We start from the raw sequence: 19,616 nt of genomic DNA, 5'->3' as shown, positions 1-19,616 counted from the left end.
AGCGGCGCATGCTGAATCGCCGCTTACTGTCCCGCGCCTTTGATGCGCTGCGGCAAAAGTAACGATTGCCCTATAATCGCGCCATCGCACCGTCCTGGAACCCGTGTTCATGCAAGACGCCTCCCCGAAAACCTGGTCGGGCCGCTTCTCCGAGCCCGTCGCCGAGCTGGTCAAGCGCTATACCGCCTCGGTGTCCTTCGACAAACGCCTGGCCGAATACGACATCCAGGGCTCGCTCGCCCACGCGCAGATGCTGAACAAGGTGGGCGTGCTGAGCGAGGCCGACCTGTCCGCCATCACCGGCGGCATGAGCCAGATCCTGGCCGCGATCCGCGGCGGCAGCTTCGACTGGTCGCTCGACCTCGAAGACGTCCACATGAACATCGAGAAGCGGCTGACCGACCTGATCGGCGATGCCGGCAAGCGCCTGCACACCGGCCGCAGCCGCAACGACCAGGTCGCCACCGACATCCGGCTGTGGCTGCGCCACGAGATCGACGCGCTGGTGCACCTGGCCGAGGACCTGCAGCGCGCGCTGATCGAGCTGGCCGAGCCGAACGCCGAGACCGTGATGCCCGGCTTCACCCACCTGCAGGTGGCCCAGCCGATCACCTTCGGCCACCACTTGATGGCCTACGTCGAGATGCTGGCCCGCGACGTCGAGCGGCTGCTGGATGCCCGCAAGCGCGTCAACCGGCTGCCGCTGGGCGCCGCCGCGCTGGCCGGCACCAGCTACCCGATCGACCGCGAGTTCGTCGCCCGCCAGCTCGGTTTCGACGAGGTCTGCTACAACTCGCTCGACGCCGTCAGCGACCGCGACTTCGCGATCGAATTCACCGCCGCCGCCGCGCTGGTCATGACCCACCTGTCGCGCCTGTCGGAAGAGCTGGTGCTGTGGATCAACCCGCGCTTCGGCTTCATCGACATGGCCGACCGCTACTGCACCGGCTCGTCGATCATGCCGCAGAAGAAGAACCCCGACGTGCCCGAGCTGGTGCGCGGCAAGACCGGCCGCGTCAACGGCCACCTGATGGCGCTGCTGACGCTGATGAAGGCCCAGCCGCTGGCCTACAACAAGGACAACCAGGAGGACAAGGAGCCGCTGTTCGACACCGTCGACACCTTGTCCGCCACCCTGCGCATCGTCGCCGACATGATGCGCGGCGTGGTGGTGAAGCCCGAGGCGATGCGCCGCGCCGTCAAGCAGGGCTACGCCACCGCGACCGACCTGGCCGACTACCTGGTCAAGAAGGGCCTGCCGTTCCGCGATGCGCACGAGGCGGTCGCGCTGGCGGTGCGCTACGCCGGCGAGCAGCGCAAGGACCTGGCCGAGCTGAGCCTGGTCGAGCTCGGCACCTTCTCGCCGCTGATCGCGGCCGACGTGTTCGACGTGCTGACGCCCGAGGGCTCGCTGGCCAGCCGCAACCACGTCGGCGGCACCGCGCCGGCCCAGGTCCGCGCCGCCATCGCCCGCGTCCGCGCCCGGCTCGGCGACGCCTGATGGCGGCTGCGCCGCTGGCCTGGCAGTGGGTCCGGCTCGACCGGCTCGACGCGCTGCAATGGCATGAGGTCGCCGTGCTGCGCCAGGCGGTGTTCATCGTCGAGCAGACCTGCCCCTATCCCGACCTAGACGCGCTCGATCCGCCCAGCCTGCACCTCTTGGGCCGCGACGCAGCCGGCACGCTGCAGGCCTATCTGCGGCTGGTGCCGGCCGGCCTCAAGTACGCCACGCCCTCGCTCGGCCGCATCCTGACCGCCCCCGCCGCCCGCGGCGGCGGCAGCGGCCGCGCGCTGGTGCGCGAAGGGCTGGCCGGCCATGCGCGGCACTATCCCGGCCAGGCCAACACCATCGGCGCCCAGGCCCACCTGGCCGACTTCTATCGCTCGCTCGGCTTCGCGCCGGCCAGCGAGGTCTATCTCGAAGACGAGATCCCGCACCTCGACATGGTCTGGCAGCCGGCCGGCTGAAGCGCCGCCGGCCGCGCCACCGCATCACCGCTCCCGCAGAGGCTTTCCCATGCACAGCAACCGCTCCCTCCCGCTCTACCGCCCGCGCCGCATGCGCCACGACGAATTCAGCCGCCGGCTGATGCGCGAACACGTGCTGACCACCAACGACCTGATCTGGCCGGTGTTCGTGCTCGACGGCGAGGGCCGGCGCGAGGAGCCGGTGGCGTCGATGCCGGGCGTGAGCCGGCTGAGCCTGGAGTCGCTGCTGCCGCAGGTCGAGGAAGCGGTCGCGCTCGGCATCCCGGCGCTGGCGCTGTTCCCGGTGATCCAGGGCGAGAAGACCGCCGACGGCCGCGCCGCCTACGACCCGGACGGCCTGGTGCCGCGCGTGGTGCGCGCGCTCAAGGCCCGCTTCCCCGAACTCGGCCTGATCACTGACGGCGCGCTCGACCCCTATACCAGCCACGGCCAGGACGGCCTGATCGACGACAGCGGCTACGTGCTCAACGACGAGACGGTCGAAGTGCTGATCAAGCAGGCGCTCTGCCATGCCGAGGCCGGCGCCGACGTGTTCGCGCCGAGCGACATGATGGACGGCCGGGTCGGCGCGGTGCGCCAGGCGCTCGACGAGGCCGGCCACATCCACATGCGCATCATGGCCTACTCGGCCAAGTACGCCTCGGCCTACTACGGCCCGTTCCGCGACGCGGTCGGCTCGGCCGCCAACCTCGGCCGCGCCGACAAGCAGACCTACCAGATGGACCCGGCCAACGGCGACGAGGCGCTGCACGAGGTGGCGCTGGACCTGGCCGAGGGCGCCGACATGGTGATGGTGAAGCCGGGCCTGCCCTACCTCGACATCGTGCGCCGGGTGAAGGACGAATTCCGCGTGCCGACCTACGTCTACCAGGTATCGGGCGAGTACGCGATGATCCAGGCCGCCGCGCAGAACGGCTGGATCGACGAGCGCAAGGTGGCGCTCGAATCGCTGATCGCGATGAAGCGCGCCGGCGCCGACGGCATCCTGACGTATTTCGCGCCCAAGGCGGCGCGCTGGCTGCGCGGCTGAGGCGGCGGCGCCCAAAGCCTTACCGCAGAGGACGCCGAGGACGCGGAGGAAGGCCCGTCGGATCGGCCTGCAGATCGCTCAAGTCCGGGCCTTGTCAGGCCGCCAGCTTCCTCTGCGTCCTCGGCGTCCTCTGCGGTAAAACGCCCTTGGCAACCCGTGATGGACCGCTGCCGCACGGACACCGCCGGCACGCCCGCGCAGACGGACGGCAACGACCCGGTAGGCGCCCATACCGGCCTCTATAATCAGCGGTGACCTCCTCGCCGGCACCCGCCATGCCCCAGTCTTCCGCCCCGCTAGCCCGCACCGCCGTCACCTGGCGCGCTTTCCTGCGGGCGCGGAGCAGCGTGCTGGCCTCGATCGTGGCGATGAGCATCGGGGTGGCCGGGCTGATCGGCTGGGAGCTGCGCCAGTCCTACCGCGATACCCGCAGCGCCGCCCAGCTGGCGGCCAAGAACCTGTCGCTGCTGCTCAAGGAGCAGCTCGACGGCGCCTTCCGCGAGACCGACCTGGTGCTGCGCGACCTGGTCGGCAAGGTGCCGCCGGCCACCGTGGCGCGGCTGGCCGAGCTGCCCGAGGCCGAGCGCAGCCGGCTGGGCGAATTGCTCGGCGAGAAGCTCGCCACCCTGCCGCAGGTGGAGACGCTGGCGCTGCTGTCGCCCGACGGCCGCACCGCGCTGACGCCAGACCGGCTGGCCGAGGCCGACGCCGGCCAGCAGGCCTTCTTCCGCCACCTGCGCGAGAACCCCGGCCAGGCGCTGTCGTTCTCGCCGCCGTTCCAACTGCCGCATTCGACCGAGCTCGGCTTCGTGGTCGCGCGCCGCATCGACGGCGCCGGCAGCCAGCTCGGCGGCGCCGCCACCGCGCTGGTCAAGCTCGAATACTTCAACCAGCTGGCGCGCCGGCTCGAAGCGGTCGACGGCAGCGCCTTCACCCTGCTCGACAACGACCTGGTGCTGGTCGGCCGCTATCCCGACCTGCCCGGCATGGTCGGCAAGCAGGTGCGCGACGCGGCCTGGCTCACCGACTGGGTGAACGGCCGCAGCACCGGCTACGCGGTATTCGCCTCGCCCTACGACCGGGTCGAGCGCGGTTTCTACTTCCACCGGCTGGAGAACTTCCCCTTCATCGTCTTCGTCGGCGTGCCCGAGCACGCCTATTTCGCCGACTGGCGGCTCAAGGCCGCGGCCTACGTGACGGCCTACCTGCTGCTGTTGGTGTTCTCCTTCGGCACCGCCTGGCGCGGCTGGCGCGAGCAGCAGCTGGCGCTGCAGATCCAGGCCGGCAGCCAGCGCCGGCAGGAGCAGGACGCCCACATCCTGCGCGCGCTCGACACGCTGTCGCGCCCCTTGCTGCTGGTGCGCGGCGACAGCGGCGAGATCCTGGCCGCCAACCAGAGCGCCGGCCTGCTGTTCGGCTGCAGCGCGGCCCAGCTGACCGGCCGGCCGGTCGACTCGCTCTACCTGCGCGGCGAGCACCATGCCGAGATCGCCGCCCAGCTGGCCCAGCACAAGGCGCTCAGCGAGTACGAGCTCAAGCTCAAGCGCTGCGACGGCGAAAGCTTCTGGGCCTCGCTGTCGGCCTCGCTGATCGAATACCAGGGCGAGACCGCCTACTTCGTCGGCTTCATCGACATCAGCGAGCGCAAGGCGGCGCAGGAAACGCTGTGGCGCCGCGCCACGATCGATCCGCTGACCGGCGTGGCCAACCGCGGCTATTTCCTCGAACGCGCCCAGCAGGAATGGCAGCGGGCGCTGCGCTACGACCATCCGCTCGGACTGATGCTGCTCGACCTGGACCATTTCAAGTCGATCAACGACCGCTACGGCCACGATGCCGGCGACCGCGTGCTGCGCGCCTTCACCGATGCCATCCGCCAGCAGCTGCGCGAGACCGACCTGCTCGGCCGGCTCGGCGGCGAGGAATTCGCGGTGCTGCTGCCCGAGGAAAATGAACGCGGCCTGCTGGACGCTGCCGAACGGCTGCGCGCCGTCACCGCCGCCACCGCGATCAAGCTGCCCGGCGGGTCGGTGCTGAGCGTCACGGTCAGCATCGGCTGCACGCTGTCCGAATCGACCAGCCCGGATGTCGACAGCCTGCTCAAGGAGGCCGACCTGGCGCTGTACGCCGCCAAGCGCGACGGCCGCGACCGGGTGGCGCGCTACCGCCCCGAAATGACCACCCCGCTGATCCCCAGCCCCGGAGAAACGCCATGAAGCTCTACTACGCCCCCGGCGCCTGCTCGCTGTCGCCGCATATCGCGCTGCAGGAGTCCGGCCTCGCCTTCACGCTCGAGCGCGTCGACCTCAAGGCCCACCGCACCGAGCGCGACACCGACTACTACACCATCAACCCCAAGGGCTACGTGCCGGCGCTGGAGCTCGACGACGGCGCGCTGATCACCGAGGGCCCGGCCATCCTGCAATACGTGGCCGACCGCGCGCCCGAGGCCAATCTCGCCCCGGCCGCCGGCAGCTTCGAGCGGGTGCGGCTGCAGGAATGGCTCAACTTCCTCAGCACCGAGGTGCACAAGGGCTTCTCGCCGCTGTGGAACAGCGCGGCGCCGGCCGAGACGCGGCAGGCGGCGCAGGACAAGCTGTTCACCCGGCTCGACTGGCTCGACGGCCAGCTGCGCGAGCGCGACTACCTGATGGGCGCGCAGTTCGGCGTGGCCGACGGCTACCTGTTCACGCTGCTCAACTGGTGCAACTTCCTCAAGATCGGCCTGGACCGCTGGCCGGCGCTGCAACGCTACGCCGCCCGCGTCGCCGCCCGGCCCGCCGTGCTCGCCGCGCTGCGCGCCGAAGGCCTGGCCTGAGGGTGCCGAAGATGGAATGCCGGCCGCGCTGCGCCGCCTGCTGCATCGCCCCGTCGATCAGCTCGCCGATCCCCGGCATGCCCGACGGCAAGCCGGCCGGCGTGCCGTGCATCCAGCTCGATGAAGAATTGCGCTGCAGGATCTTCGGCCGGCCCGAACGGCCGGCCGTCTGCGGCGGGCTCAAGGCCAGCGAGGAGATGTGCGGCGACGACCGCGGCCAGGCGCTGCGCTTCCTCGGCTGGCTCGAACGCGAGACCGGCAGCTTCGCGCCGACGCCCGGCGCGGCTCGGCCGGGCCACTAGCCAGGTCGACATCCGGCACCCCGTAGGCGCGGCTTCAGCCGCGATCGATCATGGGTGGCACGACCGCCGATTCGCGGCTGAAGCCGCGCCTACGGGCGATCACCCCTCAATTACATAAAGCGCTGCGGATCGACCTTCCACTTGGCCGGACTCTCGTGGCTCACGATCCGGTCCGCCCCGCCCTTGCCCATCGGCTTGGCCAGGTCGAGCTCGAACGGCGGCAGATAGCCGCGCCGCACGTCGAAGAACACCTTGACCCTGGGCTGCAGCAGGCTGTCCTCGTTGTGCTCGGTCACCACCCCGAGCCGCTGGCTTTCCAGCAGCACCAGCGTGCCGACCGGGTAGATGCCGATGCAGCGCATGAAGGCCTTCACCAGCGCCGGGTCGAAGTGGTGCTTGCTCCATTCGAAGATCTTGCGCAGCGCGTCGGTCGCCGGCATGCCCTTGTGGTAGCAGCGGTCGGCGGTGATCGCGTCGTAGACGTCGACGATGGCGGCCATCCTGGTCAGCGTGCTGATCTGGTCGCCGGCCAGCTTGTGCGGGTAGCCCGAGCCGTCGACGCGCTCGTGGTGGTGCAGCGTGATGTCGAGCGGGATCTCGCCCACGCCGGGCGTCTTGAGCAGGATCGCGTGGCCGTCGCTCGGGTGGCGGCGGATGATCTCGAATTCCTCGTCGGTGAGCCGGCCGGGCTTGTTGAGGATCGCGTCGGGCACCAGCGCCTTGCCGGTGTCGTGCAACAGGCCGCCGAGGCCGGCCTGGCGGGTGGTCTCGGCGTCGAGCCCGACCGAGCGGCAGAACGCCACCATGAAGGTGCAGACGCTGACCGAGTGCAGGAAGGTGTAGTCGTCCTTGTTCTTGATGTGCATCAGCCCGATCAGCGCGCCCGAATTGCGCAGGATCGATTCGGTGATGCCGGTCACCATCGGCTCGACCGCCTCCATCGCCACCGCGCGCCCCAGCCGCACGTCGGCCATCACGTTGCGCACCAGGTTGGCGGCCTGGCTCTTGATGGCGCGCGCGCGGCCCATCTCCTCGGCGGTCGAGACGCGGATCGAGGCCGCCGGCCCGGCCGCGGCGATCGCGATCATTTCGCGCTCGAGCTCGCGCTGCACCTCGTCCTGGGTCGGCGCGTCGGGAACATCGAGGCCGCGGTCGGTGTCGATGTAGACCTCGTGGATGCCGCAGGAGACGATGGTCTCGATGTCGCGGTCGTCGCGGAGCAGGAAGGCCGAACGCATGAAGGGATGGACCGACCAGTCGGCGCCCAGATCGTGGATGTACATCCCGACCTTGAGCTCGTTCGAGGCAACGCGTTTGATCATGCTGGGTGCACTCCGCCGTTTTCGTTATTCGTCGCCCGCGACGACCCGGCCGCACTGCGGCGCCGGTCATCCATTCTAGGCGCTGGCGGCGCCCGGTTCCGGCCTTCGGCCGCACGTCCGACGCATATAATCCGTGCTGCGCCGCACCACCTCCGATTCCCTTCCACTATTTTAGACATTCCTGATGGACATCATCCTGCTGTGCAAGGCCCTGCTGATGGGCGTGGTCGAAGGCCTGACCGAATTCCTGCCGATCTCGAGCACCGGCCACCTGATCCTGGCCGGCCACCTGCTCGGCTTCCTCGACAAGGAGAAGCGCGACGTCTTCGAGATCTTCATCCAGCTCGGCGCCATGCTGGCAGTGGTATGGGAGTACCGCGCGCGGCTGGCCGGCGCGATCCTGCACGCGCGCGAACCGGGGCCGGGGCGCCGCCTGCTGGTCAACCTGGCGGTGGCGGCGGTACCGGCGCTGGCGCTGGGCAAGCTCTTGGGCGAGCAGATCAAGGCGGTGCTGTTCAATCCGGTGGCGGTGGCGATCGCCTTCATCGTCGGCGGCTTCGTCATCCTGTGGGCCGAGAAGCGCGAACACCGCGTGACGGTGCAGACGCTGGACGACCTCGGCCCGCTCGATGCGCTCAAGGTCGGCCTGGCGCAATGCCTGGCGCTGATCCCGGGCACTTCGCGCTCGGGCAGCACCATCATCGGCGGGCTGTTCTTCGGCCTGTCGCGCCGCGCCGCCACCGAGTTCAGCTTCCTGCTCGGCATCCCGGTGCTCGGCACGGCATCGCTGTACAGCGTGTACAAGCACCGCCATGCGCTCGGCAGCGAGGACGTGGCGCTGTTCGCCGCCGGCTTCGTGGCGAGCTTCGTGTTCGCGCTGATCGCGGTACGCGCGCTGCTGCGCTTCGTCGCCAACCACGATTTCGTGCCGTTCGCCTGGTACCGCATCGGCTTCGGCCTGCTGGTGCTGGCGACGGCGTATAGCGGGCTGGTGAACTGGTCGGCTTGACCAGGACGGCCAGGCACGGTGTCGTAGGAGCGGCTTCAGCCGCGAATCGCGATCAATCCCGTTGCGCGTTCGCGGCTGAAGCCGCTCCTACGGTTGCGATGCGCGCAAATCGCCGATGCGATGGCACGGCCGATTCGAAAATACACCGCCGAGGACGCCAAGGACGCGGAGGAAAACGGGCTGGTCGAGGGTAACCACAGGCGGCTCGAGCGAATGGCTTTTACCTCTGCGTCCTTTGCGTCCTCTGCGGTAAGCGTCTTTCCTCCTCCCGTCCGACGGAAGCATCTACCGGTGATCTGTCGGCGAGCCGTTCAGGACTTCGCCTTGGCGCGCGGATGCGCGGCGTCGTACACCGCCGCCAGCCGGTCGAAGTCGAGGTGGGTATAGATCTGGGTGCTGGCGATGCTGGCATGCCCCAGCAGCTCCTGCGTCGCGCGCAGGTCGCCGCTGCCCTGCAGGAAATGGCTGGCGCAGGCATGGCGCAAGCGGTGCGGATGCAGCTTGTCGGCGAGACCCAGCCGGTCCGACCACTGCGACAGCCGCTGCTGCACCGCGCGCACGCCGATACGGCCGCCGAGCCGGCTCACGAACAGCGCCGGCTCGCCCGGCCGCGCCAGCGTGCCGCGCTCGGCCAGCCAGGTATCGAGCGCCGCGCGCGCGGCCGCGCCGACCGGCACGGTGCGCGTCTTGCCGCCCTTGCCCAGTACCCGCAGCATCGTGCCGGCCTCTTCGAAATCGGCCAGGTCGGCGCCGACCAGCTCGGACACCCGCAGGCCGGAGGAATAGGCCAGTTCGAAGATCGCACGGTCGCGCCGCGCCAGCGGTTCGTCCTGGTCGAGCGAGTCGAGGAAGCCGGCCGCCGCATCGACGCCGACCGGCCGCGGCAGCTTCTTCTCGGCACGCGGCGCCTTGATGCCGGCGACCGGGTCAGCCTCCACCACCCCTCGCGCCGCAGCAGGCGGAACCAGGCGCGCCAGGCGCTGAGCCGCCGCGCGATGCTGCGCGGATCGTGGCCGCGCTGGCGCAGCTGGCGCACGCAGCCGCGGATCGCCCGCGGCGTCAGCGCTTCCAGCGGCGTCGCGCCGGCCAGCTCGAGCAAGAGGCGCGCATCGGCCAGGTAGGCTTCGCGCGTGGCGGCCGAGCGGCCGGCCTCGCCGGCCAGGTGGCGTTCGAAGCGCTCGAGCGCGCTCGGGCCGGCGGCCGTCATCGCGTCAATCGATGCAGCGCGCCAGCACGGCGGCCGCCAGTTCGCCGATGCGCGCCAGGTAGAGCGTGCCCATCTCGGGATAGAAGCGCTGCGGGTCCTCGCTGGCCAGCACCAGCAGGCCGAACGGGCCGTCCTCGCCCTTGAGCGCGACCTGGGCGAACGACTTGAGCCGCGGCGCCGATTCGCCGAGCCAGCCGAGCACCTCGTCGGTCACGTAGGGGCCGCAGTAGGGCGTGGCCAGGCTGTGCGCCAGCTCGCGCACGGCGTCGCCGACCGGGGCGAACTCGGCCAGGGTCTCGTCCGCTTCGCCGCCCCACAGCCGCACCGCCACGTGCGGCACGCGGAAATGCTCCTGCAGGTGGTAGTTCAGCGTGCCGAGCACGCCGGCCAGGTCGCGCGACTGCAGCAGCGCCACGCACAGCTTGTGCACCTTGTCGCCGATCTGGTCGTTCTCCTCGCCGAACTGCAGCAGCTCGCCGAGCTTGCCCTCGAGCAGCTTGTTCTTCTCGCGCAGGGTCAGGATCTGCCTCTCGGCCAGCGGGATGGCGCGGCCGCCGTGCGGATGGGGGATGAAGATCTCGGCGACCAGGTCGGCGTATTCCTCGAAGAATTCCGGATTGGCTTGCAGCCAGCTGGCGACGTCGGCGGCGGGCAGGGACATGGGCGGATCTCGTGTCGATTACGGTTGGGAAGAAGCGGCCAGCAGCGCAGGCAGGCCGGCCATGTCGGCGAAGGCGACCACGCCCGGCGGCACCGGCTGGCTGCCGTCTGGATCATAGAAAAAGGCCGGCATGCCGGCCGCCAGCGCGGCCTCGACGCCGACCGGGCTGTCCTCGATCACCGCGCAGCGCGCGGGCGCCGCGCCCATGCTGGCGGCGGCGTGGCGGAACAGCGCCGGATCGGGCTTCCAGGCGCCGACGTCGTAGGCGCTGTAGAGCCGGTCGCCGAAATGGCCGAGCAGGCCGGTGGCGCGCAGGCCGTGCTCGATCTTGGCGCGCGGGCCGTTGGAGGCGACGCACTTGGGCTGCGCCAGCGCGGCCAGCATGGCGGCGACGCCGTCGATCGGCCGCAGCGCGGCGTCGTACAGCTGCGCCACGCGGGCGCGCCAGCGCGCCTCCATGCCGTCGTCGAAGCGCACGCCGTGGCGGGCCTCGAGGTCGTCGAACAGCGTGCGCAGGCGCCAGGCCAGGTAGCGCCGCTGCATGTCGGCGGCGTCCTCCTCGATGCCGAGCAGCGCCAACTCCTCGGCCATCGCGCGATGGCCGATCGGCTCGCTGTCGATCAGCGTGCCGTCGCAGTCGAAGATCAAACAGTCAAAGCTCAATTTCGCCCTCGAACACGGTGACTGCCGGACCGGTCATCAGTACCGGCTGGCCCGGGCCGTCCCAGCGGACGGTCAACTGGCCGCCGCGCGCCTGCACCCGCACCGTGGCATCGAGCAGGCCGCGGCGGATGCCGGACACCACCGCGGCGCAGGCGCCGGTGCCGCAGGCCAGCGTCTCGCCGGCGCCGCGCTCGAACACCCGCAGGCGGATTTCGCCGCGCGAGACGATCTGCATGAAGCCGGCGTTCACGCGCGCCGGGAAGCGCGGGTGATGCTCGATCTGCGGCCCCTCGGCCGCCACCGGCGCGGTATCGACGTCGTCGACCAGCTGCACCGCGTGCGGATTGCCCATCGACACCACGCCGATCTCGACGCTGCGCTCGGCCAGCTGCAGCGGGTAGGTGACGGCTTCGGCATCGGCGATGAACGGGATTTCGGCCGGCACGAAGCGCGGCGCGCCCATGTCGACGGTGACCAGGCCGTCGTCCTCGAGCTGCGGCGCGATCAGCCCGCGCGCAGTCTGGACCCGGATGCGGCGCTTGTCGGTGAGGCCTTGCTCGGTGACGAAGCGGACGAAGCAGCGCGCGCCGTTGCCGCACTGCTCGACCTCGCCGCCGTCGCTGTTGAAGATGCGGTAGCGGAAGTCGGCCTCGGCCTCGGTCGGCGGCTCGACCAGCAGGATCTGGTCGCAGCCGACGCCGAAATGGCGGTCGCCGAGCGCGCGGTACTGCGCCGGGCTGAGGTCGATGGACTGGCGGACGCCGTCGAGCACGACGAAGTCGTTGCCCAGGCCCTGCATCTTGGTGAAGCGGAGTTTCATCGCGGGAATCGGGGAAGCGGCCGGCACGGCCATTGACCGTGGGTTTAACCGCATGGCGGGGCGCCGTCAACCCGCGCGTGGCCCCATCCCGCGATGCAGGCCGCTCCGTTGGCGAAAGCGGGCCGGGCCGCTCAGGCCGGGGCGGCCGACGGCAGGCGGCCGCCGGTACGCGCCAGCGCCGCCAGCGCGACCTGCTCGAAGCGCTCGACGATGGCCTCCCAGCCCAGGCCCTGCGCGGTGCGGCGCGCGGCGGCGCCGTATTCGCGCATCAGCACCGGGTAGCGCGCGGCATAGCAGGCCTGCTCGACGAAATCGTCGCCGTCGTCGAAACGCGCGGTGAGGCCGTTGTCGCGATGGCGGATATGGGCGCGCGCGGCGGCATAGTCGTAGGCGACCACTCCGAGGCCACTGGCCATCGCCTCGACCGTGACGTTGCCGTAGGTCTCGGTGGTGCTGCCGAACAGGAACACGTCGCCCGAGGCGTAGTGGCGTGCCAGCGCCTCGCCGCGCTGCATGCCGGCGAAGCAGTGGTCCGGATGGGCGGCCTGCAGCGCGGCGCGCTCGGGCCGTCGCCGACCCACACCAGCCGGCTGTCGGGCCGGATCGCGCGCATCGCGTTGAAGGCGGCCAGCACCAGCGGCAGGTTCTTCTCGGCGGCCAGGCGGCCGACGTAGATCGCCACCTGGGTGGTTTCCTGCGCGCCCCAGCCGGCGCGCAGGCCGGCCGAACGCTTGGCCGGGTCGAACAGGCCGGTGTCGACGCCGCGCGCCACCACTTCGAGATGGCCGAAGCCCTGGCCGTCGAGCCGGGCGCGCACGTCTTCGCTCGGCACCAGCGTGGCCAGGTTGCGGTTGTGGAAGGCGCGCAGGTAGCCGCGCACCGGCCGCTCGAGCCAGCCGAGGCCGTAATGGGCGCTGTAGCTGTGGAAATTGGTGTGGAACTCGGACAGCGCCGGGATGCCGAGCTTGCGCGCGGCCCGCAGCGCGCTCCAGCCCAGCGGCCCCTCGGTGACGGCGACCACCAGGTCGGGCCGCTCGGCGCGCCAGCGCTTGAGCAGCCGGCCGGTCGCCGGCAGGCCGAACTTGAGGTCGGGATAGCGCGGAATGCCGAGGCCGCGCACCAGCAGGTCGCCGCCCGGGACGGCGGCCGCGGATGCCGGCCCGCCCGACGCAGCGGCGCCCGGGCCGTCGCCGGCCTGGCGCGGCCGCACCAGCTCGACGCGGTGGCCGCGGGCGCGCAGGCCGTCGACCATGCGGCCGCAGGTCATGGCCACGCCGTTCACTTCGGGCGGATAGGTTTCGGTGATCAGGGCGAGGTGGAGGCGTCGTGCGGTCATGACGCCGCAGACTGCGGCGGAGGCGTGTCGATGCCGTGACGCCGGCATGAAGCTTCGATGAAGGCGGATTGCCGGCAAGGTCTCGATCGCGCGGCCGGCAAGACGGTCGAGCAGACCATCGGCGCAACGTCGGAGATGCTGCGGCCGTGGGCCGGGTTCTATACCCGACAGCCGCCTCGATCGGCAGCGCTGTCGGGCGTAAAGCCCGACCTGCCGATCCGGCCGACGCAGCCCTAGTCGCGGAACGCCGGATCGTCGCGCTTGAGCTCGGCCTCGATCAGCGCGTAGACGCGATCGCGCAAGGCCGCCACGTCGTCCTCGCCGAGGCCGGCGGTCGGCACCGGCGGCAGCCAGCGGAAGATCAGCCGGCCCGGCCGGAACCACAGCGTGTTGAGCTGCTGCACGCTGCGCATGCGCAATTGCACGAAGGGCTGGATCGGCACCTGGGCGGCGATGGCGGCGCGGAAGGCGCCGTCGCGGAACGGCTGCAAGGGCGCTGCGGTGCGGTTGCGGGTGCCTTCGGGGAACAGCAGCACCGGCCAGCCCTCGGCCAGCGCCCGTGCCAGCGCCTGGGCGCCGGCGCGGCGGCTGTCGGCCGAATCGCGCGCCACCAGCACCGCGAAGCTGCGGAACAGGAATCCCAGCAGCGGCATGCGGGCGAATTCCTGCTTGGCCAGCACTTTCACCGGCCGGGCGCAGGCGACGGCGCAGACCGGCATGTCGAGCAGGTTGCAGTGATTGCCGACCAGCACGTGGGCCGGCTGCCACACCGCCTGGCCCTCGACGCGGATGCGCACGCCGGTCAGCAGCGACCACAGCCGCATCGCGACGCGGTTGGCGCCGAACATCAGGGCCAGCCGCGGCCGGTCGGACAGGAAGGAAGCGACGACGTAGAACGGCATGACGCCGACCACGCCGGCCATGAACAGCAGGCCGAGGTAGATGCCGTAAAACGCCTGCAGCACGCGCATGTTGGGTCCGTCGCCAGAAAGGAGGGCGGATTCTACCGCGGAGCAGGCCGTCGACGCGGCGGCATATCGAGCGCTTGCCTTGCGGCCGCCGCACTGTGCCCGCGGCGCCCATGCGCCGCAGCCCCGGTCAGATCTTGCCGTCGAGCCCCAACTGCATGTGCAGCTCGCAGACGCCGGCCGGCACCGGCTCGCTGAAGTGGAAGCCCTGCATCTTCTCGACCCCGAGCCCCTGCAGGAAGCGCGCCGCGTCGAGCGTCTCGACGCCCTCGACCACCACTTCCATGCCGAGCGAATGGGCCATCTGCACGATCGCCTGCATGATGCGGCGGCCGGCCTCCTGGTTGAGCCGGGCGGTGAAGCTGAGGTCGACCTTGAGCACGTCGACCGGCATGTCGTGCAGCTGCGACAGCGAGGAATAGCCGGTGCCGAAATCGTCGATGGCGATGCGGAAGCCGGCCTCGTGCAGCTGGCGCAGGTGGCGCGACTGGCGCGCGTGGTCGGTCAGCGCCAGGCTCTCGGTCACCTCGATCATTACGTCGGCGGGCCTGAGGCCGTATTCCTCGACCGTGGCGATCAGGTTCTTCACGAAGCGCGGCGAGAACAGCAGGTTGCGCGAGACGTTGAGCGCCAGCTGCTGCTTGAGGCCGCGCTCGCGCCAGCCCTTGAGCTTGGTCAGCGCCTGCACCGTGATCTGCTCGGACAGCTCGCTGATCAGGCCGAGCTTCTCGGCCATGGGGATGAACAGCTGCGGCGTGATCCAGCCGGCCACGTCGTCGTGCCAGCGCGCCAGCGCCTCGACGCTGCTGACCTCGCCGGTGCGGGCGTTGACGATCGGCTGATAGAACACCTGCAGCTCGTTGCCGAGCACGGCGTGGTTGAGCCGCGTCTGGATCGCCATGTGCTCGCGGCCGATGCTCTTCAGGTGGACGATGTCGCCGTAGAACTGCACGTTGTTCCGGCCCATCGCCTTGGCGTGGTACATGGTGCTGTCGGCGGCGCGCAGCAGCGATTCGGCGTTGTCGGCGTTGTCGGGGTAGACCGCCATGCCGATCGAGATGGTCGGCCGCGTCTCGATGCCCTCCAGCACCACGCCCTGGCGGGCGATCTCGCGCAGCCGCTCGGCCACGTTGCTCAGCGTGGCGAGATCGGGCAGGTCGGGCAGCATCACGATGAATTCGTCGCCGCCCCAGCGCGCCAGCACGTCCTCCTCGCGCAGCACCGAGCGGATCTGCCGCGCCAGCGTGGCCAGCACCTGGTCGCCGGCCTGGTGGCCGAAGGCGTCGTTGATCTGCTTGAAATGGTCGAGGTCGATGAAGCCGAGCGCGACCCGGCTGCCGTGGCGGCGCGCGCGCGCCAGCGCCTGGTTGAGCAGGTCGTCCAGCAGCACGCGGTTGGGCAGGCCGGTCAGGCCGTCGTAGAGCGCCAGTTGGCGGATGTGGGCTTCGCTCAGGTGGGCCGCGGTGACGTCGCGCAGCACGCCGCGCAGGCCCTGCGCCAGGCCGTCGGCACCCCAGTTGGGCAGCAGCTTGGCCTCGAGCCAGACTGGCTCGCCGACCGCACGCACCAGGCGGAAGCGCACCGTCACCGGCTCGCCCGAGCGCAGCACCTCGCCGTAGGCGCGCACCAGGGTGGCATGGTCGTCGGGGTGGACGAATTCGCTGAGCGGCTGACCGAGGCTCTGCGGATCGGACTCGTCGCCGCCGCGCAGTTGCGACCAGGCGGCCGAGACGCGGCTGAGCCGGCCGTCGGCGCTGAGCTCGATCACCGCCTCCTCCAGCAGGTCCAGCGTCTCCACCATCGAGCGGCGGCGCGCTTCCTCGCGCATCAGCTCGGTCACGTCGCGCACCAGCGCGACCAGGTGGCGGCCGTTGCCGTTCTCGCTCGGTACCGCCTGCAGCCGGCCGATGCAATAGATCGCGCCTTCGAGCCGCGGCAGGGTGAATTCGAATTGCTCGCGGCCGTCGCTGGCCAGCGCGCGCGGCATCGCCTGGCGCAGCGCCCAGGCCATGTCCTGCGGAAAGGCACGGTCGAGCGGCAGGCCGACCAGGGAGGCCGAGGGCAGCGCCGGATGGCTCGACCAGACGTTGATCACCATGCCGCCGCCGTCGAGCTCGAACACCATGTCCTCGGTCGCGCCGACCAGGGTGGACAGCCGCTGGGCATTGACCCGCAGGCGGCTCTCGGCCTCGTGGCGCACCAGCGCCAAGGCGAGGTAGTTGGCCAGCGTGGCGAGGAAGCGCGGCTCGCCGGCTTCGCGCCGGCGCGGCGCGTCGAGATAGGCCAACGCGATGAAGCCGACCAGCTCGCCACCGTCGAGCAGCGGCACGCACAGGAGGTGCTGCAGGCCGATCGGGCCGAGCATCACCTGGGTGGCGGGCAGCAGCTCGCTGACGTGGCGCTCGAGCATCAGCCCCGCCGACAGCGTGTCGTGCAGGTCGCGGTAGATGCGGTAGTCGAGCCGGGCGAGCTTGGCGGCGACGTCGGCCGGCAGACTCACGTCGCCGCGCCAGCCGGCCACGTGCTGGGCACTGAGGCCGCCGGCCTGGTGACGGTAGAGCGCCGCCGCACCGGCCCGCGCGGCCTGGCCGATCACCATCAGCGTGCGCGCGAGCGCGTCCTCGCCGGCATCGGTGATCAACTGGCTGACGGCGTCGAGCGCCTCCAGGAAGTCGCGCGTGCTGTTGCGTTGGGGACGACTTCGGCGAAGTCGCGGCGGGCTGTCATCGTTGTCTCTCTCCGGCGCTCGTGCTCGGCGAGCACTTCACTATGGCACGTTCGCGCGGTGAAACATTGCCAGAACTCGGGGCGGCCGGTGCCTGTCGCACACCACGATCGGCCGGAATTCCGACCTGCGGCGTACCCGCCGCCCCTTCGAGGATGCGCATCTTACTCCCGAAGCGACAATCGATGATGAGTGCATAAACACCAAGGGCCCGGCAGATGTCTGCCGGGCCCTTGCGCCACAAGCCTTCCGGCCCGATCCGCGAGCCTGGATCAGCCCTCGCCGCCGCCCTCGGCGGCGAGTTGTTCAGGGGTCTTGACGACCACGCTGTAGCCGCACTCCTTCTGCGGGCAGACCTTCTCCAGGCCACGCCGCTTGGTGGTCTTCAGCGTCAGCACCGGCCACTTGCACTGCGGGCAGGTCTCGGCGATCGGCGGGTTCCAGGTCGCGTAGGTGCACTTGGGATAGGTGTTGCAGCTGTAGAACAGCTTGCCGTAGCGCGACTTGCGCTCGGTCAGCGTGCCGACCTTGCATTGCGGGCAGGTCACGCCGGTGTCCTTGGGCTTCTCCAAGGGCTCGATGTGCTTGCACTTGGGGTAGTTGGCGCAGCCGATGAACTTGCCGTAGCGGCCGGACTTCACCACCAGTTGGCCGCCGTCGAGCGGGCAGACCCGGCCCTCGATCACCTGCGGCGCCTCCGCTTCGGCCTCGGCGCGCTGCTCGGCGGTCTCGTTCAGGTCGCGGGTGTAGTCGCACTCGGGGTAGCCCGAGCAGCCGATGAAGCGGCCGCGCTTGCCGAGCCGGATGGTCAGCTGCTTGCCGCACTTGGGGCAGGCCTCGTCGAGCGCCTCGTGCGTCACTTCGCTGCGCTTGAGCGCCTTCTTCTCCTCGACCTGCTCGGAGAAGCCCTTCCAGAACTCCTCCATCACCGGGATCCAGTCGCGCTCGCCGTTGGAAATCTCGTCGAGCTTGTCCTCGAGCTTGGAGGTGAACTGGTAATCGACGTACTGGGCGAAATGCTCGGTCAGGAACTTGTTGACCACCTCGCCGGTGTCGGTCGGCAGGAAGCGCTTCTTGTCGAGGATCACGTACTCGCGATCCTTCAGCGTCGAGATGATCGAGGCATAGGTCGACGGCCGGCCGATGCCGAACTCTTCGAGCGCCTTCACCAGGCTGGCTTCGGAATAACGCGGCGGCGGCTGGGTGAAGTGCTGCTCGCCGTAGAGCTTGTCGACCGGCACCGCCTCGCCCGCCTCGAGCGGCGGCAGCTTGGCGTTGTCTTCGTCCTCGGCGTCGTCGACGTCCTCCTCGTACACCGCCAGGAAGCCGGCGAACACCAGCACCTGGCCGCTGGCGCGGAACACCGCCTCGCCGACGCCGATGTCGACGCCGGTGGTGTCGAAGCGCGCGGCCGACATCTGCGAGGCCAGCGTGCGCTTCCAGATCATCTCGTACAGCTTGTACTGCTCGGCGCTGAGGAAGGCCTTGACCGACTCCGGCGTGCGCAGGATCGAGGTCGGGCGGATCGCCTCGTGCGCCTCCTGGGCGTTCTTGGCCTTGCTCTTGTAGACCGGCGGGCTGGCCGGCAGCGATTCGGCGTCGAAGGTGTTGCCGATGTATTCGCGGATCTCCGCCACCGCCTCGTTGGCCAGCGCCACCGAGTCGGTACGCATATAGGTGATCAGGCCGGTGGTGCCGTCGCCGAGCGCGATGCCCTCGTACAGCTGCTGCGCGGTGCGCATGGTGCGGTCGGTGGTCATGCCGAGCTTGCGCACCGCCTCCTGCTGCATGGTCGAGGTGGTGAAGGGCGCGGCCGGGTTGCGGTTCTTGCGCTTCTTCTCGACGTTGAGCACCGTGGCCGGCTGGCCCTCGATGGCGGCCAGGATCTCGGCCTGGGTCGCCTCGTTCGGCACGTCGAACTGTTCGAGCTTCTTGCCGCGCCACTCGTTGAGCCGGGCGCCGAACTTCTGCTTGCCCTTGTGGCTGTCGAGATGGACGGTCCAGTATTCCTGCGCCGTGAATGCGCGGATCTCGCGCTCGCGCTCGCAGATCAGCCGCAGCGCCGGGCTCTGCACGCGGCCGGCCGACAGGCCCGAGCGCACCTTGCGCCACAGCAGCGGCGACAGGTTGAAGCCGACCAGGTAGTCGAGCGCGCTGCGCGCCTGCTGGGCGTTGACCAGGTGGCTGTCGACGTCGCGCGGATGCGCCACCGCGGCCTTGACCGCGCTCTCGGTGATCTCGTGGAACACCACCCGCTTGACCAGCTTCTCGCCGAGCGCCTTCTTGCCCTTGAGGATCTCCAGCAGGTGCCAGGAGATCGCCTCGCCTTCGCGGTCCGGGTCAGTCGCCAGGTAGACGTTCTTGGCGGCCTTCACGGCGCTGACGATGGCGTCGACGTGCTTGGCGTTCTTCGGGATCACCTGGTACTTCATGGCGAAGTCGTGGTCGACGTCGACCGAGCCGTCCTTGCGCACGAGGCCACGGACGTGACCGTAGGAGGCGAGGATCTCGAAATCCTTGCCCAGGTATTTTTTCAGCGTCTTCGCCTTGGAAGGCGACTCGACGATCAGCAGGTTGTCGGCCATGCGTGCTCCGCGACGGGAGAATATTGAATAGTAGTGGTGCGGTCCGACCGGCAGGCGGGGCCGCGGCGCGATGTTAGGGACAATTTAGGTACGGGAACAGGATTTTCCAATCCGCCCGTTCGATCGGGACGCGGAGTGGGACCACTCCGCAGCCCGGCCGGTTCGCGGCCGGGGCGCATTC

At 70.1% G+C, this 19,616-nt stretch carries 17 protein-coding genes and 3 pseudogenes; 8 read left to right on the top strand and 12 right to left on the bottom strand.

Going from position 1 to position 19,616, the window contains the following annotated elements:
* Positions 1 to 109: 109 nt before the first annotated feature.
* The 6 genes from argH (at position 110) to H9L41_RS00550 (ending at position 6,139) form a co-directional block, all read left to right on the top strand.
* The gene (argH, locus tag H9L41_RS00575) at positions 110 to 1,501 is read left to right on the top strand and encodes an argininosuccinate lyase (RefSeq protein ID WP_028447185.1); all 1,392 of its coding nucleotides are present in this window, start codon (positions 110 to 112) and stop codon (positions 1,499 to 1,501) included.
* Complete coding sequence (locus tag H9L41_RS00570) at positions 1,501 to 1,968, top strand: GNAT family N-acetyltransferase (RefSeq protein ID WP_028447186.1); 468 nt, start codon at positions 1,501 to 1,503, stop codon at positions 1,966 to 1,968. Before argH ends, H9L41_RS00570 begins: the two co-directional genes overlap by 1 nt.
* Before the next feature lie 49 nt (positions 1,969 to 2,017).
* Entirely contained in the window at positions 2,018 to 3,019 is a 1,002-nt protein-coding gene (hemB, locus tag H9L41_RS00565; RefSeq protein WP_028447187.1) for a porphobilinogen synthase, read from the top strand.
* 275 nt (positions 3,020 to 3,294) lie between these two features.
* On the top strand, positions 3,295 to 5,235 hold the full coding sequence (locus tag H9L41_RS00560) for a sensor domain-containing diguanylate cyclase (RefSeq protein ID WP_157462071.1): 1,941 nt from the start codon (positions 3,295 to 3,297) through the stop codon (positions 5,233 to 5,235).
* Positions 5,232 to 5,837, top strand: a complete 606-nt coding sequence (gstA, locus tag H9L41_RS00555) for a glutathione transferase GstA (RefSeq protein WP_028447188.1) — start codon at positions 5,232 to 5,234, stop codon at positions 5,835 to 5,837. Before H9L41_RS00560 ends, gstA begins: the two co-directional genes overlap by 4 nt.
* 11 nt (positions 5,838 to 5,848) lie before the next feature.
* Positions 5,849 to 6,139, top strand: a complete 291-nt coding sequence (locus H9L41_RS00550; RefSeq protein WP_051319250.1) for a YkgJ family cysteine cluster protein — start codon at positions 5,849 to 5,851, stop codon at positions 6,137 to 6,139.
* A gap of 110 nt (positions 6,140 to 6,249) precedes the next feature.
* On the opposite strand, the gene H9L41_RS00545 is transcribed toward H9L41_RS00550, so the two are convergent.
* Positions 6,250 to 7,461: a cyclic di-GMP phosphodiesterase gene (locus tag H9L41_RS00545; protein ID WP_028447189.1), complete on the bottom strand. Its 1,212-nt coding sequence runs from the start codon at positions 7,459 to 7,461 to the stop codon at positions 6,250 to 6,252.
* A 184-nt stretch (positions 7,462 to 7,645) separates the two neighbouring features.
* Between H9L41_RS00545 and H9L41_RS00540 the strand changes: the two genes are divergently transcribed.
* Positions 7,646 to 8,470 carry an undecaprenyl-diphosphate phosphatase gene (locus H9L41_RS00540; RefSeq protein ID WP_028447190.1) on the top strand — a complete coding sequence of 275 codons (825 nt, stop codon included), beginning with the start codon at positions 7,646 to 7,648 and terminating at the stop codon, positions 8,468 to 8,470.
* Between the two features lie 311 nt (positions 8,471 to 8,781).
* On the opposite strand, the gene H9L41_RS24190 is transcribed toward H9L41_RS00540, so the two are convergent.
* The 8 genes and pseudogenes from H9L41_RS24190 to H9L41_RS25950 form a co-directional block, all read right to left on the bottom strand.
* Positions 8,782 to 9,411, bottom strand: coding sequence for a tyrosine-type recombinase/integrase (locus H9L41_RS24190; protein WP_265583903.1), 630 nt, complete (start codon positions 9,409 to 9,411; stop codon positions 8,782 to 8,784).
* A 59-nt stretch (positions 9,412 to 9,470) separates the two neighbouring features.
* A pseudogene (locus tag H9L41_RS24185) lies at positions 9,471 to 9,677 on the bottom strand (site-specific integrase); the annotation flags it as partial.
* A gap of 4 nt (positions 9,678 to 9,681) precedes the next feature.
* Positions 9,682 to 10,338, bottom strand: a complete 657-nt coding sequence (locus H9L41_RS00530; protein WP_028447192.1) for a DUF484 family protein — start codon at positions 10,336 to 10,338, stop codon at positions 9,682 to 9,684.
* Between the two features lie 18 nt (positions 10,339 to 10,356).
* Positions 10,357 to 11,001, bottom strand: a complete 645-nt coding sequence (locus H9L41_RS00525) for an HAD-IA family hydrolase (RefSeq protein ID WP_028447193.1) — start codon at positions 10,999 to 11,001, stop codon at positions 10,357 to 10,359.
* Complete coding sequence (gene dapF / locus H9L41_RS00520) at positions 10,991 to 11,821, bottom strand: diaminopimelate epimerase (RefSeq protein WP_028447194.1); 831 nt, start codon at positions 11,819 to 11,821, stop codon at positions 10,991 to 10,993. The genes H9L41_RS00525 and dapF overlap by 11 nt, the downstream gene beginning before the upstream one ends.
* A 131-nt stretch (positions 11,822 to 11,952) precedes the next feature.
* Positions 11,953 to 12,096: a hypothetical protein gene (locus H9L41_RS24180; protein ID WP_265583902.1), complete on the bottom strand. Its 144-nt coding sequence runs from the start codon at positions 12,094 to 12,096 to the stop codon at positions 11,953 to 11,955.
* A gap of 72 nt (positions 12,097 to 12,168) precedes the next feature.
* Positions 12,169 to 12,402: pseudogene (locus tag H9L41_RS25955) on the bottom strand (glycosyltransferase); the annotation flags it as partial.
* 230 nt (positions 12,403 to 12,632) lie between these two features.
* Positions 12,633 to 13,073, bottom strand: a pseudogene (locus tag H9L41_RS25950) (glycosyltransferase); the annotation flags it as partial.
* Between the two features lie 141 nt (positions 13,074 to 13,214).
* On the opposite strand from H9L41_RS25950, the gene H9L41_RS00510 reads away from it, so the two are divergent.
* Positions 13,215 to 13,394, top strand: a complete 180-nt coding sequence (locus tag H9L41_RS00510; protein WP_034607698.1) for a hypothetical protein — start codon at positions 13,215 to 13,217, stop codon at positions 13,392 to 13,394.
* Here the strand turns inward: H9L41_RS00510 and H9L41_RS00505 are convergent.
* The 3 genes from H9L41_RS00505 to topA all read right to left on the bottom strand — a co-directional run bounded on the left by H9L41_RS00505 (position 13,391) and on the right by topA (position 19,435).
* On the bottom strand, positions 13,391 to 14,128 hold the full coding sequence (locus H9L41_RS00505) for a lysophospholipid acyltransferase family protein (RefSeq protein ID WP_028447196.1): 738 nt from the start codon (positions 14,126 to 14,128) through the stop codon (positions 13,391 to 13,393). The genes H9L41_RS00510 and H9L41_RS00505 overlap by 4 nt on opposite strands.
* Positions 14,129 to 14,255: 127 nt before the next feature.
* Positions 14,256 to 16,766, bottom strand: a complete 2,511-nt coding sequence (locus tag H9L41_RS00500) for a bifunctional diguanylate cyclase/phosphodiesterase (protein WP_187523630.1) — start codon at positions 16,764 to 16,766, stop codon at positions 14,256 to 14,258.
* A 356-nt stretch (positions 16,767 to 17,122) separates the two neighbouring features.
* Positions 17,123 to 19,435, bottom strand: a complete 2,313-nt coding sequence (gene topA, locus H9L41_RS00495; RefSeq protein ID WP_028447198.1) for a type I DNA topoisomerase — start codon at positions 19,433 to 19,435, stop codon at positions 17,123 to 17,125.
* Positions 19,436 to 19,616: the final 181 nt, after the last annotated feature.

It is taken from the genome of Chitinimonas koreensis (assembly GCF_014353015.1).
Classification (GTDB): domain Bacteria; phylum Pseudomonadota; class Gammaproteobacteria; order Burkholderiales; family Chitinimonadaceae; genus Chitinimonas; species Chitinimonas koreensis.
Note: the sequence above shows the minus strand (reverse complement) of the source record. Positions and strands in the feature narration are given on the sequence as shown.